The sequence below is a fragment of the Mastigocoleus testarum BC008 genome, assembly GCF_001456025.1.
GTDB classification, from domain to species: Bacteria; Cyanobacteriota; Cyanobacteriia; order Cyanobacteriales; family Nostocaceae; genus Mastigocoleus; species Mastigocoleus testarum.
This window is the reverse complement of the sequence record NZ_LMTZ01000062.1, coordinates 1-16,888: the sequence shown is the minus strand read 5'-3', so window position 1 is coordinate 16,888 and position 16,888 is coordinate 1. Positions and strand designations below refer to the sequence as shown.

At 36.6% G+C, this 16,888-nt stretch carries 14 protein-coding genes, 1 tRNA gene and 2 pseudogenes; 8 read left to right on the top strand and 9 right to left on the bottom strand.

The window, feature by feature from the left end:
• Together BC008_RS10655 and BC008_RS10650 are read right to left on the bottom strand one after the other, a co-directional pair.
• Positions 1-855, bottom strand: a pseudogene (locus BC008_RS10655) (hypothetical protein); the annotation flags it as partial.
• 202 nt (positions 856-1,057) lie between these two features.
• Positions 1,058-1,306 carry a helix-turn-helix domain-containing protein gene (locus BC008_RS10650; RefSeq protein WP_027845956.1) on the bottom strand — a complete coding sequence of 83 codons (249 nt, stop codon included), beginning with the start codon at positions 1,304-1,306 and terminating at the stop codon, positions 1,058-1,060.
• A 511-nt stretch (positions 1,307-1,817) separates the two neighbouring features.
• Between BC008_RS10650 and BC008_RS10645 the strand changes: the two genes are divergently transcribed.
• The 5 genes and pseudogenes from BC008_RS10645 to BC008_RS10630 form a co-directional block, all read left to right on the top strand.
• Positions 1,818-3,035 (top strand): murein hydrolase activator EnvC family protein, encoded by a 1,218-nt coding sequence (locus tag BC008_RS10645; RefSeq protein ID WP_027845957.1) that lies wholly within the window; start codon positions 1,818-1,820, stop codon positions 3,033-3,035.
• Between the two features lie 147 nt (positions 3,036-3,182).
• Positions 3,183-3,256 (top strand) — tRNA-Arg (locus BC008_RS10640).
• An 88-nt stretch (positions 3,257-3,344) separates the two neighbouring features.
• Positions 3,345-3,923 carry a Uma2 family endonuclease gene (locus BC008_RS10635; RefSeq protein ID WP_027845958.1) on the top strand — a complete coding sequence of 193 codons (579 nt, stop codon included), beginning with the start codon at positions 3,345-3,347 and terminating at the stop codon, positions 3,921-3,923.
• A gap of 180 nt (positions 3,924-4,103) precedes the next feature.
• Positions 4,104-4,388 (top strand): hypothetical protein, encoded by a 285-nt coding sequence (locus tag BC008_RS48195; RefSeq protein WP_153009562.1) that lies wholly within the window; start codon positions 4,104-4,106, stop codon positions 4,386-4,388.
• Positions 4,357-4,563, top strand: a pseudogene (locus BC008_RS10630) (hypothetical protein); the annotation flags it as partial. The gene BC008_RS48195 and the pseudogene BC008_RS10630, both read left to right, overlap by 32 nt.
• 25 nt (positions 4,564-4,588) lie before the next feature.
• Here the strand turns inward: BC008_RS10630 and BC008_RS10625 are convergent.
• The 3 genes from BC008_RS10625 to BC008_RS10615 all read right to left on the bottom strand — a co-directional run bounded on the left by BC008_RS10625 (position 4,589) and on the right by BC008_RS10615 (position 8,014).
• The gene (locus BC008_RS10625) at positions 4,589-5,842 is read right to left on the bottom strand and encodes a glycosyltransferase (RefSeq protein WP_027845959.1); all 1,254 of its coding nucleotides are present in this window, start codon (positions 5,840-5,842) and stop codon (positions 4,589-4,591) included.
• Between the two features lie 544 nt (positions 5,843-6,386).
• On the bottom strand, positions 6,387-6,887 hold the full coding sequence (locus BC008_RS10620; protein WP_036267803.1) for a Dps family protein: 501 nt from the start codon (positions 6,885-6,887) through the stop codon (positions 6,387-6,389).
• 866 nt (positions 6,888-7,753) lie between these two features.
• Complete coding sequence (locus BC008_RS10615) at positions 7,754-8,014, bottom strand: ParB N-terminal domain-containing protein (RefSeq protein ID WP_027846642.1); 261 nt, start codon at positions 8,012-8,014, stop codon at positions 7,754-7,756.
• Between the two features lie 195 nt (positions 8,015-8,209).
• Here BC008_RS10615 and BC008_RS10610 point away from each other — a divergent pair, with 195 nt between their 5' ends.
• Positions 8,210-9,799 carry a SpoIID/LytB domain-containing protein gene (locus BC008_RS10610; RefSeq protein WP_036268701.1) on the top strand — a complete coding sequence of 530 codons (1,590 nt, stop codon included), beginning with the start codon at positions 8,210-8,212 and terminating at the stop codon, positions 9,797-9,799.
• A gap of 325 nt (positions 9,800-10,124) precedes the next feature.
• On the opposite strand, the gene BC008_RS10605 is transcribed toward BC008_RS10610, so the two are convergent.
• Complete coding sequence (locus BC008_RS10605) at positions 10,125-10,424, bottom strand: ferredoxin (protein ID WP_027846641.1); 300 nt, start codon at positions 10,422-10,424, stop codon at positions 10,125-10,127.
• Positions 10,425-10,923: 499 nt separating this feature from the next.
• Between BC008_RS10605 and BC008_RS10600 the strand changes: the two genes are divergently transcribed.
• A complete protein-coding gene (locus BC008_RS10600) occupies positions 10,924-11,922 on the top strand; it encodes a Gfo/Idh/MocA family protein (RefSeq protein ID WP_058183516.1) in 999 nt (332 codons plus the stop codon).
• A 241-nt stretch (positions 11,923-12,163) separates the two neighbouring features.
• Here the strand turns inward: BC008_RS10600 and BC008_RS10595 are convergent, their stop codons facing one another.
• The gene (locus BC008_RS10595; RefSeq protein WP_027846584.1) at positions 12,164-13,579 is read right to left on the bottom strand and encodes a pentapeptide repeat-containing protein; all 1,416 of its coding nucleotides are present in this window, start codon (positions 13,577-13,579) and stop codon (positions 12,164-12,166) included.
• A gap of 956 nt (positions 13,580-14,535) precedes the next feature.
• On the opposite strand from BC008_RS10595, the gene BC008_RS10590 reads away from it, so the two are divergent.
• Positions 14,536-15,279 (top strand): tetratricopeptide repeat protein, encoded by a 744-nt coding sequence (locus BC008_RS10590; RefSeq protein WP_027846585.1) that lies wholly within the window; start codon positions 14,536-14,538, stop codon positions 15,277-15,279.
• Between the two features lie 145 nt (positions 15,280-15,424).
• On the opposite strand, the gene BC008_RS10585 is transcribed toward BC008_RS10590, so the two are convergent.
• On the bottom strand, positions 15,425-16,564 hold the full coding sequence (locus tag BC008_RS10585; protein WP_235595848.1) for a peptidoglycan-binding domain-containing protein: 1,140 nt from the start codon (positions 16,562-16,564) through the stop codon (positions 15,425-15,427).
• A gap of 93 nt (positions 16,565-16,657) precedes the next feature.
• Complete coding sequence (locus BC008_RS49415) at positions 16,658-16,843, bottom strand: hypothetical protein (RefSeq protein WP_161938102.1); 186 nt, start codon at positions 16,841-16,843, stop codon at positions 16,658-16,660.
• Positions 16,844-16,888 lie beyond the last annotated feature (45 nt).

Sequence of the window (16,888 nt, the reverse complement as noted above, 5' to 3'; positions counted from 1 at the left end):
AACAACTCGAGAATTTTGGAACACTGCGAGAAGCCATGGAGCATGTCTTGACTTTAGCGTCCTAGCTAACCTGGCGGTTGCTATAATTGTCTGAGCAAAAATATCCGCAAAGCTATATTTTTTTGCATCATTTGAAGCCCACTTTAATTCTGGTATCAATTGTCGCTTAAAACTGTCATATAAATCCTGTAGATACCCTTCATCATTCTTTTTCATTTCACTGATAGCTTGTTCCATTCGCAAAGAAAAATCAGCGAGTTGTTGTGCTAGTTCTCTAGATGTTTTAGCAGCTGGGTAAAATACCCATTCAACTAAAGGAATCTTACAAAAAGCATCCTCTTTGATATACTTTCGCTTTGTTCGCAATAAAGATTCCAACTTGAGTCTGGCTAATCTAGTACTTAATTCGTCTGAATCCCATCTGAAAGTTTGAACTTGACGTTGGCGTTGAGATACCCCATCTATCGGTAATACAAAAGATACTCTTCCAATATTTTCTATGGTTCCTACCTCGCCACGCAAGCTATCAGTAGGTAGCAGCAAATACATTACAGGCTGCTGTTCAAAATGTCTATTAGAATAATGACCGTATATTTCTTGCTTTTTTTCTTTGGATGTTAAAAATCTTTTAATCTCTTGGTCTGTAGCTGTATTTAACTCGTCATAAAAACCAACAGCAATTGGGCAGGTTTCTAAAGCTTCCTCTTCATCTTCGCCGGGATGCAAGTACCAAAATGCAGAACCTTCTGGATCGCGTTTAACTAATGGATACCCTAGTAATTCTTTTAATGCTGTAACCCGATTTTCTTCAGTCCCAATCATAAAGGTACACGAATTTTTCTTGGCGAAGGTCATAATTACCAAGTCCTATTTGTATTAATTTTAAGTAGAATTAATTTAATAGATTACAAATAAATAAACAGCACAAGTCTGCTGCAAATATTGAATTATTTGCACTTGCAAAGACTAAGAGTGAGTATCTGCATTAACAAGAAACTTTATTGCAGATATTAGCTAAATAAGGAACTATTAACCGATTATAAAATTAAACAAGGAACTAATTAGTAGTATATTTTTTAAGTAGCTCTTGCCCCGAATTACCCATATCTATAAGCATCTTCTCGAGTTGCCGCATAGCCATTTTGGAAGGCTGATTTCGACCATTTTCCCAGCGGTTAACAGTGGGAAATGTTACCCCCAAATGTGAAGCAAACTCTTCTTGAGTGAGCCCAAAGAATATACGTAATTCACGAATAAAATTACCTACTTCCGGCTGTTTTAGCGAAAGAGTTTTTTTAATATTCATTTGTTGAAATCTATTACTTACTACGGTAGATGCAGCAAGTGTTATAACAAATCTTATAATATTTGTTTTAAGTAAATAATGTCGTATTGAAAATTACGTATGATGTAATTTTTAATTCAAGTAAACTTTATATGTTTATAAAAAGAATAAGTATGTTTTTCTATTAATACCTTTGTAAACTTAAATATTGACGCAAATATTTTTAGATATTATTAATCAGTAAATTAAATCTTGACTTTCAGATAATTATGAATTAAGAACATTACTTTCTATGTTATTTGGACTTTAGACTTTAAAGTTCAAGATCAGAACTTATGCTGTTGTCTCTCTCATTGGTGCGCGACACTGTAAACCCTAATTTACCGTACTTAATTTATAATCTGGTCGCACACTCTACCCTTGCAAATATGCCAGTTGCGTAATTTCTAAATATAAAAACTGTGTAAATTCAGTGAATTTTGGGAATCATACTGATGATGCTTCTTGAGCTTGCTTGAGTAAATCTAACCAGATGAAATTATTATCTTCACCAAAAATCAATCTTCCCAAACATTTGAATCCGTTTTTATACGGTTTGTTTTGTTTATCATTAATATTATTCTTAGTATTTTCTCATCCAGTATTTTTTACTGTAGGTCAGCAAGCTTCAGGACAAACCATTAAACAACTGCGATCGCAACAACAACAAATCAAGCAGCAGCATCAGGGAGTAACCAAAGAAAAACAACGCCTGACTAATTTAGAAACAAAAGCAAAAAAGCATTTAACTGGTCTAGAAAAAAACCTCAAAACAACCGATAAAAATATTCAAGATAGCGAACAACGATTACAACAAGCAAGTAAACGTCTACAAGAATTAGAAGCAGAACTAATAGCAGCACAAAGCTCCTATCAAGAGCAGCAAACAGCAGTAGTTGCAAGATTGCGATTTTTGCAGCGATCGCAATTAACTCAAGGATGGGCTATTTTATTGCAGAGCGAAAACTTGAACGATTTTTTTAGTCGTCGTCGCAACTTAAAGTTGTTATATCAAGCTGACCAGAAAATTTTAGTCAAACTTACTCAACAAGCAAATCAAATCAAACAACAAAGAACCGAAGTTGAAACCAAAAAAAATGAAATAGCTTTAATCCGTCAACAATTGCTCGTTCAAAAAGTAGATTACCAAACCCAAGCACAATTACAATCAGAATTGGTCGGGCGTTTGAATAGCGATCGCCTCGCGTTGGAAGCTGCTCAAGCTCAACTCCAGAAAGACTCACAAGCTATAGGAAATTTAATTCAACAAAAAATCAGAGCCGCAGAACTTGCAAAAGCCAATAGTAAAAGAAACTGGATTCGCGGTAGTGGTATTATGGCGTTTCCTAGCGATGGTCGGATCAGCAGTCCTTTTGGTTTTCGGATTCATCCCAAGCTTGGTTATCGACGTATGCATACAGGTATGGATTTTGCAGCGAGTCATGGAAGTCCGATTCGTGCTGCTGACTCGGGAACTGTGATTTTTGCCGGGTGGTACGGTGGTTACGGTTATGCTGTAATTATCAACCACGGAAAAGGAATTACCACCCTTTATGGTCATAGCAGCAAACTTTATGTTTCCGAAGGTGAATCTGTTAAACGGGGACAAGTGATCGCTGCTATTGGTTCTACAGGTTTATCGACTGGTCCTCACCTGCATTTTGAAGTAAGGAAAAATGGTACACCCGTGAATCCGGCGAATTATCTTTGAGCAAGGAACAGGGTACGGGGAAGGGAGAACAGTAGAAAATGTAACCTTCCTACACGAAAATAAATCACCAACTACCTATAGCCAGTCAAGAAGATCCAAGGTATACTATTCGGGTATGCAAACAAATAATTTCGTTTGTAATAACGAGGGCGCGTAGCTCAGTGGATTAGAGCGTCAGATTCCGGTTCTGTAGGTCGGGGGTTCGAATCCCTCCGCGCTCGTTTTTATTTTTAATATAGAGATGAGATATTCTTTTTTAGCAGCACATAAATTTGATGCTACTAGAATTTGAGTGGAGCAGAATTCATTATGAGTGCTTTAACTTTACAGTTACCCCCCAACCTCAAATTTACTGATGAAGAATTTGAGCAAATTGTCGCTGTTAACAAAGAATTGCGCTTGGAATTGAATTCTGAGGGAGAATTAATTATCATGTCACCCACCGGGGGAGAAACGGGTAATCGTAATTTTGATTTACTGGGTCAACTATGGTTTTGGAATCGTAAATATGGCTTAGGTAAAGCTTTTGATTCTTCCACTGGTTTTAAACTCCCCAATGGTGCAACTCGTTCTCCTGATGCAGCTTGGATAAGAATGGAAAAATGGGATGCTCTGACACCACAACAAAGGAAGAAATTTTTACCTTTATGTCCCGACTTTGCAGTGGAATTAGTTTCTGACAGCGATGATGTGGAAGATACTCAAGCTAAAATGCGTGAATATTTAGCAAACGGTTTAAAGTTGGGCTGGTTAATAAATCCTCAAGATAAGCAAGTAGAAATTTATCGTGTCGGTCAGAAAGTAGAAATATTACAATCTCCTGCAAGTCTATCTGCTGAAGATATTCTTCCTGATTTTATTTTAGATTTACAAGTGATTCTTGCGTGAATAATTTTTTACAGCAGTTTTCATTTATTTGAACCACGAATCAAAAACCAAAATCTTTGTAGAGACGACCCGGTGGGTTGTCTCTTTCAGTATCTACCCTCAACTTAGAAGATAATAAGTTTTAAAAATTCTTTACTAAATGGGAACTATATAAATAACCATTAACAGAAAGTTTATATCGTGGAATTTTTAAATCCATCCATCGAGCAGCTAGTAAGAGAAATCATAGCTGTTAATAATGCTTGGAAAGAAGCAAAGGATTTATTTGATCCCTCTTCAACTCCTTTAGCTAATTCTCTACGAGATTTGAAAGCACGTTTGCAGGTGAGGCTTTTGCGTAGCTATCCAAGTCGAGTTTATCTAAGGGTAGATACTAATTCAAATTCAGATTACGATGAACCTCTTTATAGTTTGCAATTAGCGATACCAATTTCAAGTGGGAGAACGTCGAGAGGTCGGCTTTGATGTTGAACGTATCGATGCTTGGATTGGTTTAAAACCTGCAAATGATTCTTTGAAAGATACTACCGAAAAACTGATGAGCCAAGATTTACAAGGTTGTCCTCGTAAGCACGAACATAATGGAAATGGTAAGTGTCATAGCCAATTGACGCAGAAGTTAATTGACGTAGACCGTTAACCTAAACCCTCAGAGACGTAGCATGCTACGTCTCTAGCAATATTTTAGACTCAATAATATCAGCAGCTAATTGACAGCCATTTTGCATACTAGTTAATTGAGAAAACTCGACTGCTTTTTGCTTGTATTCTGGATTACTTAAAATGGTTTTTGCCGTGCTGCGAATAGACTCAACAGTTATATCTTTTGAGAGGATAAATTCTCCTACTCCAATATGTTTAACTCTAGCTGCAATTCCTGGCTGGTCAGATGTTTGGGGTAACGCGAGAATGGGAACACCAGCCCTTAAAGATTCTAAGGTGCTATTCATTCCTACATGGGTAATAAATAATTTCGCCTTGTCTAAAATCTCTAGCTGTGGAGCAAACCTAACTATTAGTGGTTTTCCTGGTATTGCATCAATTTCCTGTTGACTTATAAGATCGCCAACTGACATAATAAGTTGAGCTTCTATTCCTTCAAAAGCAGAAGCGATCGTTTTAAATATCTTAGGTTTATTATTAGCTATCGTTCCTAAAGAAGCGTAAACAATCGGTTTACCATTGAGCTTTTCCCAAGGGAATTCAAATATATTTTTTCTGACTAAACTATTAACAAAAGGCCCAGTATAATAAACATTTTCGGGTAATTTTTGTGTTAAATCAAATTGACTTGGTACTTGGGTTATGTAAGCTAAGGAATTTCTGACTCCTGGAGTAATACCTTTAAACTTAGAAAGTTTATTTTTTTTGGTGTATTCGTTAATTGTAGTGGAAGCAAGTTCAAAAATTTTATTAAAGATATAATTAGCAATTCTATTTTTGACTTTACTAAAATTAGTTTGTTCGTATTGCCAAGATGTCGCAATTGGCGGTATATTAGCATCAAAACCTTCAGGTAAACTTAATGAAATGATAAAGTAAGGTATCTCATACTTTTCCGCAACTGCAATACCTGACGTTTGTAAAAAGTCAATTATTAAGATATCAGGTTTCCCTTTGGAAATAAATTCTGTCAAATCTTCTATTTCACTTCCTCTCAGCTTATCCATAGTATTTAAACCGTTGAACATAGCTTTAATGCCAGTATTATTATTCATCATCATTGAATTAAAATACCCTTTAGGAGCTAGTATTTCTGCTAAAGGATAAAAGTTAAACCCAGCCGCTTCAATTTTTTCTTTCCCATCTAGGTGAGAGCAAATTACGATCTCATGTTCGCTCATTTTTAGTTGATTTGCTAAGGATAGCATAGGAAAAATATGACCTGGACCACCAAGAACAACTAATACTATTTTCATTGTTATTTCTCCGATTAAAGCTCTGACAACAACGAAATTACGCCTTACATGACTTAGAAGCTTAAATAACCTAATTTCGTGGCAACAACTACAAATTTGATCTATAACAGATATTGAAAACCTTGATATTACAAGCTTGAATTCACTTCATATTAGACGTAAATTAAAATTGTTGGCAATATTTTTGCGAACAATGGCTCAGACAAAAGAATATTTTACCGAATGAAGAAACGGAACGTTTTCAAGGATTATCTAATCGGTATTATACATATAATCCTCTAACGGGGTTACCTCAACCTTCATATGACAATATGAGGAAGCGCGATCGTGCTTTAGAATCTTGGGAACAAGATATAGCTAAACTAGAACGAAAAGCTAAAAATATATAGATTAAAAAACCAAAATTTTTGTAGAGAAGACTCACCAAGCTATCTATCTGAGTAAAATATTGAGGCTCTGCCTCAAGTAATATGATACAGAGCAGAACCTCAATAATTACGATCGCAAAAAAGTATTAATCTTCCGACAATTAATCTTCTAACAATTAGTTTTCTAACAAACTACGCAACATCCAAGCAGTTTTCTCGTGGACTTGCATCCGCTGAGTTAATAAATCAGCAGTCGGTTCGTCATTTACTTCTTCAACTACTGGAAAAATAGAACGCGCAGTCCTAATCACAGCTTCCTGTCCTTCGACTAACAAGCGAATCATTTCGTTAGCTTTTGGAACCCCTGAAGTTTCGGAAATCGAACTCAATCTCACATACTCGCTGTAAGTTCCCGGTGCTGGATAACCAAGTGCACGAATCCTTTCAGCAATCAAATCTACTGCTGCAGATAACTCTGTATACTGAGTTTCAAACATCAAATGCAAAGTCTGAAACATTGGACCCGTAACATTCCAATGAAAGTTGTGGGTTTTAAGATACAAAGTGTAAGTATCTGCTAACAAACGAGATAGTCCTTCAGCTATTTTTGCTCTGCTATCTTCATCAATACCAATATTGACGGGGATCGCGTTGATATTTGCACCTTGAGTTTGCATTGTCTCTCTCCTAATGGATTCGTTTCCGTTGTTTCTCTATTAGCTTTTGGTTAGTACTTCATCAATATTTAATTTTTGGGTGTTGCTGAATTATGGGATGATTTTGCCGAATTTAGAACTAATGTTCAATTGCTTCAAGCGCCAATTCATCCAAACAATTATGCAACATCAATTTTCGAATAAATCGGTTGCACAAAGAATTCCTGTTAGCACAAGTATGACTTTATGACTTTATTGGTAGAGCTAAGGACACTCGCATAAATAATTTCCTAAATTTTGAATGGCGAAGGCTAAGTAATAACGCAGAGCAAGAAAAATTATTGGGAAGTTATTTTTTCGAGCCTCCTAAAAATTAAGACTTGAATTTATCGCACTACATAATTATGTTAGGACATTAATGAATATTGAAAACTATGAATAGGAAACTTTTTTCTTTTGCTGTATTTGTGGTTCACGATACCTGCGTTATCCTAGAGCCTGTAAGGTCGAGTATAAGGCTCTAACTTAGATATCTTTCATGCATTAGCACTTAGTGCTAACACCTTCTTACAGGGTCTGTTTTGTTAGCAAAGCTATTTTGTTGATTTTTTGACTTTTGCTATGCTTGCACACCACTGCATTAATGTCCTATTCTCGTCTATTATCTCCTGCAGACACGCGCTTAGGCTAACGCCGACGCCATAAAAGCTCTAGCTGCGCTACTTACGGATCCGCCAATGATATGATGTCCGCTTAATTACTTATGAAAAAATATGTTTGTAGTAGCGCTTTAGCGCCAATGTTTATCTATCGCGCTAAAGCGCTACTACTAACCTTATTACAAGTGTTTTACCGGACATGATATGACTTGTGTATAGCGCCATATTTCACGCCATATGCATTTTTAAAACACTTTTCGGAGCTTTGCGAATTCTTGCTAAAATTGTCTTCTTACCCAAACGTTGACAGGCTTCATAGCGATGACAACCAGAAAAACCGTAGTACTGTCCCTCTACTTCTAAAACATCGATTGGTTCTTGCTGACCTATCTGCGCGATCGACTCCATCAAAAACTTGACCTTTTCCGGGTCGTTCTGTCTCGGTAATGGTCTTTTGATTCGATCTAATGGAATTTCCTCTACTCTCATTAACCTTAACCTTTTTTAGTAATCATATTTTTTATTCTTAAATTAATCATACTCGTTATGACTTTGTTTAGCAACCATTCAGATTGGGAAAAAGTAGTCATAATATTATTAAGTGCCTAATCGCACCACAAAAATGAAATTGTACTCGTAAAAAAAATAACTAGTAGGCGGCAGAGGCAGAACATCTTGGTTTCAATTAATATTTGGATTTGGCGTTTTTCATCTGGAATTTTAACAGCACTTTTTTTACCATTAATCACCAGCACTTATACTTACGCGAAAACTACTGGAGATGTAGAATTGAGTGTGGGAATAGTACAGCGATTTGGTGAAGATCCTCAGCGACAGCTCAAACTCGAACCAACAAATGGCGATCTCCTGAAACTTAAGTTCAAAAAACAGGGTAAAGACCAGACTTTGGTCACAGCTAATCCGGTGAACTTAGAAATTAACATGGCAAAGTTGTCAGATACCAAAATTGATGAAAGAGTAGTTTTAGGAACATTTCGTACTTTTGAAGCAGCAGAAGATGGTGCTAAAAAGTGGCGGGAAAAAGGGATAGAAGTGGAAATAGCCCAACCCGAACGCTGGGAAGTTTGGGCGAAACGAGAAGTTTATAACACGCCACTATTACGACGCTTACTACTACAGAACGTACAAAAAGTAGGTAAAAAATTAGCTTATATCAAAACAAATATTTTCAAGCAAGAACCAAAAATTAGCTGGGTAATTGGGAATAACCGTTATAACCGCGAACACTTAGAAATTAGTAGTAACAAAAATTTAATTAGAGTTAGATCGAATAAAAATTCTCAAAGAGCTAAGCTTTACCCCGGAAGATTGCGCGTACAACCAAATGCTTATGGTACCTACACATTAGTAAATCAAGTACCCCTCGAAAAATATTTGCGGGGAGTTGTACCCTATGAAATTGGTCGGAATGCTCCCAAGGCTTCCTTAGAAGCACAAGCTGTTATTGCTCGCACCTATGCTCTGAGAAATGTGCGTAGATTTGCTGTTGATAACTATGAGTTGTGTGCGGATACACACTGTCAAGTTTACTTTGGGATCACTGGTGCAAGTTCGAGCACAGATCGAGCGATCGCTTCCACAAGAGGAATGGTACTTACCTACGACAATAAATTAGTTGATGCTCTGTATTCTTCCACAACTGGTGGCGTAACAGCTTTTTTCGATGATGTTTGGAACGGTACTCAACGTCCTTATTTGCGTCCAATCATCGATTCTCACCTTAATATTTGGAGTTTATCTCAAAAAAGCTTAGCCGATGAAGAAAACTTCCGGAAATTTATCAGTTTGGAAGAAGGCTTTAATGAAAGCGAACAACGCTGGTTTCGTTGGCGTCGGGAAACAAGTATGGAAGATATCACCAAAGGCTTACAGAAGTTCTTGAAAGTCAAAAACAGTCCCTTTGCTAAATTCAAACAAATTAACAACATAGTTGTTGAGAAGCGAAGTAAAGGTGGACGTATTCTTCAGTTAGCCATTAACACTGATATCGGTACTTTTCATTTGCATAAAGACGAAGTTCGTAGCGCCTTTGCTGCTCCCGTTAGCACATTATTTTACTTACAACCTTTAAATAAAGGAAAACCTGGAATTTGGGGTTATGCTTTCGTAGGAGGTGGTTTGGGACACGGTGTAGGTTTGAGTCAAACTGGCGCACAAAAATTAGCTGAATTAGGTTGGTCTAATGACCGGATTTTGAAATTTTACTATCCCGGCACTCAAATTCAAACTCTTAACCAAATTGCACAAAAGTAGAATTCAGGTCCTATAATAACTCTTCTCTCACTCTTCATTTCCCTGTTCCCTGTTACCTGTTCCCTGCTCCCTAGAGTGTCCGTAGAATATCTTTTGACTTTTAACTTTTAACTGTTAACTTGCGGGTAGCACCATAAGGTCTTCACCCACATCTCTATCACAATAAATGATGGGTGGCAAACATTTCTAAATATTAAGCAGGAAAACACACTAACTGGCTTTCCTGCTTATGATAAGACTAGATGTTTGTTCAACTAAGTTAACTTCGCAGACACAGCAGAGTAATACTTTGTCTCTCTGTGTGCTGCTTTTTTTTGTCTCAACCCTAGTAGAGAGCTTCTTCTTGATGAGTTTCGATGGTGCAATCAGAAGTTGGGTAAGCAACGCAAGTAAGTACGTATCCACCTTCCATCTGGTCATCATCTAAGAATGATTGGTCAGACTGATCTACAGAACCTGCTGTGATTTTTCCAGCACATGTGGAACAAGCACCAGCACGACAAGAATAAGGTAAATCTAGACCTGCTTCTTCTGCAGCATCAAGAATATAGGTATCGTCTTCACATTCGATGACTTGATTGATGCCTTCGGCTTCGCTGATAAGTGTAACTTTGTAAGATGCCATTTTGTTAATCCTCTCTCTTGAGTTCGGCAGTATAAGTTATTTAAAGCAATTAGTCCAACTTCACTTATATTTTTATTAAGTGAGTTATCAAAATTAATTTTGCTTCAATTCTGATACTACGAGAAAAATTTGATCGTGTAACTGAATTTTCAACCCGATTAGTAATGAAATTTAGTTATCCAATACTAATAAGTTTTACTTATCTATTTAGACTGTTTTCAACTTAAATATAAGTTAATTTTATACAAAAACTCTAAAATGCTTATTTTGCCAATCAAAACTGAGATTATTGAGTCATAATTATTACATATAGGCTAAAATAACCTGCTGCGGATAAGTTCTAATTGCAAAAGTCAGAGGTCATTGATATCTTGATGCATAAATCTCCAAATAAAGGTATATTCATTAAGTAAGATTTTATTGCAGGCAGTAAAAAAAATATTTTTTTGCACGCAGGCAAAATCAATACCGAACATCAAAAAAGCAGCGAAAGACTAGCATGTATAATCTTTCTCGTGCTCCAGGGGCAGGACCGATAAAAGTAGGTATCATTGGGACTGGTTATGCAGCAAAATTAAGGGCAGAAGCATTTTTACGAGATACACGTTCAGATTTAGTCGCAGTAGCTGGCAATACACCCCATAAAACAGCAGCATTCGCTCAACAATATAACTGTGAAGTAGTTAAAGGGTGGGAGGAGTTAATAGAGCGTCAAGATGTAGATCTAATTGTTGCAAGTACAGTTAATCAACATCATGGGGAAATTGCATTGGCTGCATTATCTGCAGGTAAGCATATTGTTGTGGAGTATCCCTTGAGTTTAGATGTGACTCAAGGTTTAGAAATTATTGCTCTTGCCAAGGCTCAGAATAAACTTTTACACGTGGGGCATATTGAGGTTTTAGGTGGTTTGCATTCTTCACTCAAAGAAAGAGTACCTCAATTAGGAAAGGTATTCTACACTTCCTATCGCACCATCAAGCCACAAAATCCCATAAGTTTGAGGTGGAGTTACAATCACGATCTATTCGGTTTTCCTTTGATGGGTGCACTTTCACGAATTTATCGTCTGATAGATCTATTTGGCGATGTAAAAACTGTCAATTGCCATAATCGATTTTTAAATGAAGACGCTCAATATTACCAAGGTTGTATCTGTACGGCTCAACTCCGTTTTGAGAATGGGGTTTTGGCAGAAATCTTATATGGTAAGGGTAAAAGTCTGTGGCAACGGGAACGGAAATTTGAAGTTCACGGTGAAAATGGCGCACTAATTTTTGAAGGTGCTAAAGGCGTTTTAATGCAGAAAAAAGAGACTGTTTCAATAGATTTGCCAAGTCGTAAAGGTTTATTTTATAAAGATACAAATATGGTTTTAGAGCATTTGTTTGAGGGTGCACCCTTGTACATTTCTCCCGAACAAAGCTTGTATGCCCTGAGGGTAGCAGAAGCGGCTAGGAACTCTGCTGAGAAAGGCTTAACTGTGGTTGTTAAGTGAGTAATAAGTAAGGAGTAATAAGTAAGGAGTAATAAGTAAGGAGTAATAAGTAACAAGTAATGAGTAACAAGTAATGTTAGCGTAAGCGGGGCGCGACAGCGCACAGTAACAAGTAATTTAGTCTTCCCCATCCTCCCACACTTCCTACACTTCCCACACTTCCCACACTTCCCACACTCCCCATCCTCCCACACTTCCCACACTTCCCACACTTCCCACATTTTCCCCAAATCCCCAGTCGCTAATCCCCAGTCCCCTCCTCTAACTTATTAGGAATACCTTCGCAACCACCAGGGATAGTAGCCCTACTTTTTTCTCCGCACCAAGTACAACAATAATGTTTCACACGTTCCGGCATTCGTTTAACATTACTGAAGTCAACATTTTGCACTACTGCGCCAGTATATTCGCCAGTCTTATAGTTTGGCGGACAGTCACGACTGCGTGGTGATGCATTTTCTGCTGTACCGTAAAAGAAACGAGTGCTGTTGAGGTCACTATCGCTTAAATTTGCTTCGTAAAGGATGCAGCGAGCCAGATTGGCTTTTACTAAGTCGCAATCACTGAGATTGGCTCTGACCAAATTAGCATCGCTTAAATCTGTCCAACGTAGATCGTTGCGGGAAAGGTCTGCTCCTGCGAGCATCACACCCAAATCGATCACTCTTACTCCGTAATATCTATCTTCAGCATAACCGCCCTTGCCATCAAAAATTGCTCTACCTAAATGACTATCACGCTTGAGGGGAGTAAGCAATTTAGACTGGGAAAGAAAACGAATAATCTTAGCTTTACCTTGAGCATCGACACTACCAAGAATTGCGGCAGTTCTTCCTTCCGCTAATAAACGTTCTTGAGGCCAATCCTCCAACAATCCTTCATCATCCAATACTAGATCGGATATTCCTTGAAAATAAGAATCGATTGTTTGCTGTTGAGTAATGCTATTCTGTTGGATTGTAAGATTATTCTGCTGAACTGTCAGTAAATTTTGTTGAATTGTTAAGTTTTTGGAAATAACATACTGTCGCCAAGCTACATAGACTGCAATAATTGCAATTAAAATTTGTCCTAATGCTCCAAACCACTCAGCTAAGGTACCAGAGGCATCCCAGTTAATTGGAACGTCAGAAAATCTAACTATGGCAATAACTGCAATTGTTAAACCAATCAGGGCAATTGTTAAAGAGCGCTGCTGGGGTGTCAACCACTCACTAAGTACAACTTTAAACCAAGGTATTAAAATAGTCCCCGATAAGAACAAGCTGACTAATATACCTAATGCACCTATAAATAAGTTATCCAGAGAAATACCAATGATGGTAAGAGCGATCGCTAGTAGGGCAATTACCGTTGCTTTTGGCTGAAGTATATTTAAGCTGGTACCATTTCTGTAAACATAATTACCCTTATCACTATTAGCCCCGTCATTCTTAGATTTATCGTTGGCTTTATATTGAGAAGCTTTACTTAGCTTTATCCTGTTTTGTTCGGATTGTAATACAGCTAATACGTCATTTATCTCTTGTTCTTTATTACCAGTTACAGACAAAAAGTTCTTGTCGTTGCGATCGCCATCTTCTGGTGATAATTGATTTTCGAGAATAGAATCTCGGTTAAGGGACTCATTGGTGTGAGAGTTGGATTCAATACTCATTTTTTCTATGCGCTTGTAGCATACCCTAATCTATTACTCTTATCTGCCTGCTTTTTGCTGTTTAAATAATAAAAATGCAATGTCATGCAGAAAAAATCAACAAATACTAGGTATGGTGTTTTGCCTTTGTAGTTATTTCTCAAATTCAACTGTTTAGTTTAATATTTTTAATTAACTTTACTTAATATTATGTTATTTGTTTGTGCAGCGATCGAGAAACCTGAGGTTCCATACTTTTCCCCTCGCTCCCACTGAAAATGATTAGCACGTAAATTTTATACTTACTGTTTATAAATCACTACTTTTATTCTGACTCTTAATCTTATCCTCTATAATTTCAAAATAACCCAAAAATAAGTATTCTTGAATACCGAGTATTTATCAGTATAATAATTCTGTAGTGAAAATGCTACTTTCAGCTTTGAGCTGAATCAATCGGATTTTTTACTTGGCTGTCGCCTAAAAAGAGATCCATTTGAACTCTTGCCATAATCTAAATTTACGGTATAAATATAAGTTTTAAAAGATATAATTTTTTTAAAATTGATAATGTCATCTAGTTGAAGTAAGTTCTAAAACATATAATTTTCTGATACTTTTACAATAAATTTATAAATAAACAAATATCATTTGTATTGACAAAATCAAGAGAAATATCTAACTATAATCAAAATAATTTTTTATCTAAATATCATCGTAAATATTGACAAAACTACCTGTCAGATATTATATAAACTGAGTGTAATTTAGCAATATTGACAATATAAACAAATAGAAATGTAATCAATCTAATTCTTTCAATTTTGGATATAAAGCAAATTGCGACCATCTTTGGTGCGATTTAGTCTATTTGTGTAAGTGCATTAAAATTATATCAAAATAATTTAATATTTATTTTTTATTTTATTAGAGCACTTAAAGATTTACTATAAAAACATGAGTTCTGTAGGAAAAGCATGGTCAACTGCCGCTGCATAGTTGTCTCAAGCCTAATAGCTTTATTCTCTTTTGGCTGTGTTCAAAAGGGAGAACGTTCGAGAGAATTGGTGCAGCCCATAGTTCTGGAAAATAATATTTCCCAGTTTTTGATACAAGCACATCATTCTCAGGATGCTCAAATATTATTGCAACAAGCTAATAGTTTGCTAGACAATCATTATTATGATGAAGCTGTAAATCTATATAATCAACTACTTGTCATTGAAAAAGATAATATTGAAGCTTGGAATAATCGAGGTAATGCTCTAGCTGCACTCAAACTTTATGAACAGTCAATAACATCTTATAATAAAGCTATTAGTCTTCAGTTTAACCAACATCATGCGTGGTATAACCGAGGTAATGTCTTAGCACAAATAGAACGTTATCCTGAGGCAATTTATTCCTACGAACAAGCTCTTAGAATTAAACCTAATAAGTATGAGGCTTGGATCAATCGAGGTGTTGCTCTATCTAAATTACAGCGCTATCAAGAAGCAATAGATTCTTACAATGAAGCGATTACAATTGCGCCCGATACTACTGAAGCATATTACAATAAGGCTTGTATTCATGCTCTTCAGAACAATGTTAGCTTAGCCTTAAAGAATCTCAAAAAAGTTATTGATAAGGCTCCCGATAGATATAAAAAGTTAGCGCAAAACGATCCTGATTTTGAGATAATACGTCGAGATAAGAGATTTCAAGGTTTAATTTACTAGTTATAACAATCCTAAATTATTCGTGAGAATCAGTATTGTAGAGATGCAGTCTTATTGGCGCGATAAGCGCATCTTGCACTGCACATAGCATCGTAGGGTAACCGTATCGCATCTCTACATGATTCATATGTTCGCAAATCAAATACTAAGCTCCATCTATAGACCAATGAGGTGGATCACCAGCCAACTTATAGACGCCATAGGAAGCACCTATTCTCCACATGGTTTGATTTGCAGAAGCATCTGTCGGCGCACCAACAGTTATTATTCTTCCACGAGCATCCTTAATCTTAATTCTTCCCTCCCAAGTAATAATCCAATCAAGAGCTAATCTTTGTATATGTCTAGAACGTAGCGATACGGGATTATTACCAATACCGTAAGCATCCACCATGTCTTGAGCACCTCGGATAGAACCGGCTCTAGTATAATGTTCCCAATCAATGTTTACTCCTTTGAGTCCGGGTACATATCTTGGGTAAATATTTCTACGAGCAATTCTCGATGCGTAATGCATGAGGTGGGCTCTTTCTCTCGGACGATGGGTTGCGGTTACAATTACCTGACAACCTGCATCAATTAATGCTTTTTCAAATCTTTGAACTCTTTGACGAAAGGGTGATTTTAAATCTGCGATCGCTCTACTCGTAGGAAAAGATTTAATCCAGTGAGGTCCGCTCAAACGGAGACGAAGAACTCTGGCGTATTTGTCGAATATTTGCATTGATCGGGCAAAATATTCTCGCAAGCTTTGCTTTGTTACATCATTAATAACAGCTTCTAATTCACCTTTGAGGCGTATATCTCTTTTTAAATATGCTTCTGCTAGCCCCTTACTACTTCTGGGACCAAAGTCACCATCAACAACTAAAGCTGGGGTTAGGCGTGCAACTTGATTTAAGCTTGCTTGTAAGTTTTTAACTTCTGTTTCTCCGAAACCAAGATAATTCAATAGTTGATTACCTTGAATGTTCGGTACTTGTTGAATAAAACCTTTTTCAATAAAACCTTGTTTAGCTGCTTGGGTATAGCTACCATTACCAACTACACCATCAACATCTAAATTATTTTTTTGTTGATAAATTCGAGTTGCTTTATCGGTAAGTTGACCAAAATCACCATCAACAACTTCAATTGGATATCCCTCATTCTTAAGAAAACTTTGCCAAGCACTGACATAAGCACCCTCAGAACCCAGTCTGAGAATAGGTAGATTCAGCACCCCAATGTTAAAAGCCATAGTTTTTATTAGTCGTTCGCCCTTGATGTCGTCAAAATTAAGCAAAATCTGAAGTTGTAAGGTTATATTTGTAACATACTTTTCAAGGTATAGCAATCAAAATTATCAAAATCTATGGGAATCTACCTATTAGGTTTTTTAGTAATGGGTAATGGGTAATGGGTAATGGGTAATGGGTAATGGGTAATGGGTAATGGGTAATGGGTAATTGGTAATGGGTAATTGGTAATGGGTAATGGGTAATGGGTAATTGGTAATTGGTGATTGGTAATTGGTAATTGGTAATACCAATTCTCTATGAAGATGCATATAATAATGCTTCATAAAATAGAGCTTCAAGGATAAAATCATAGCTTGTCAAAGAAGAGA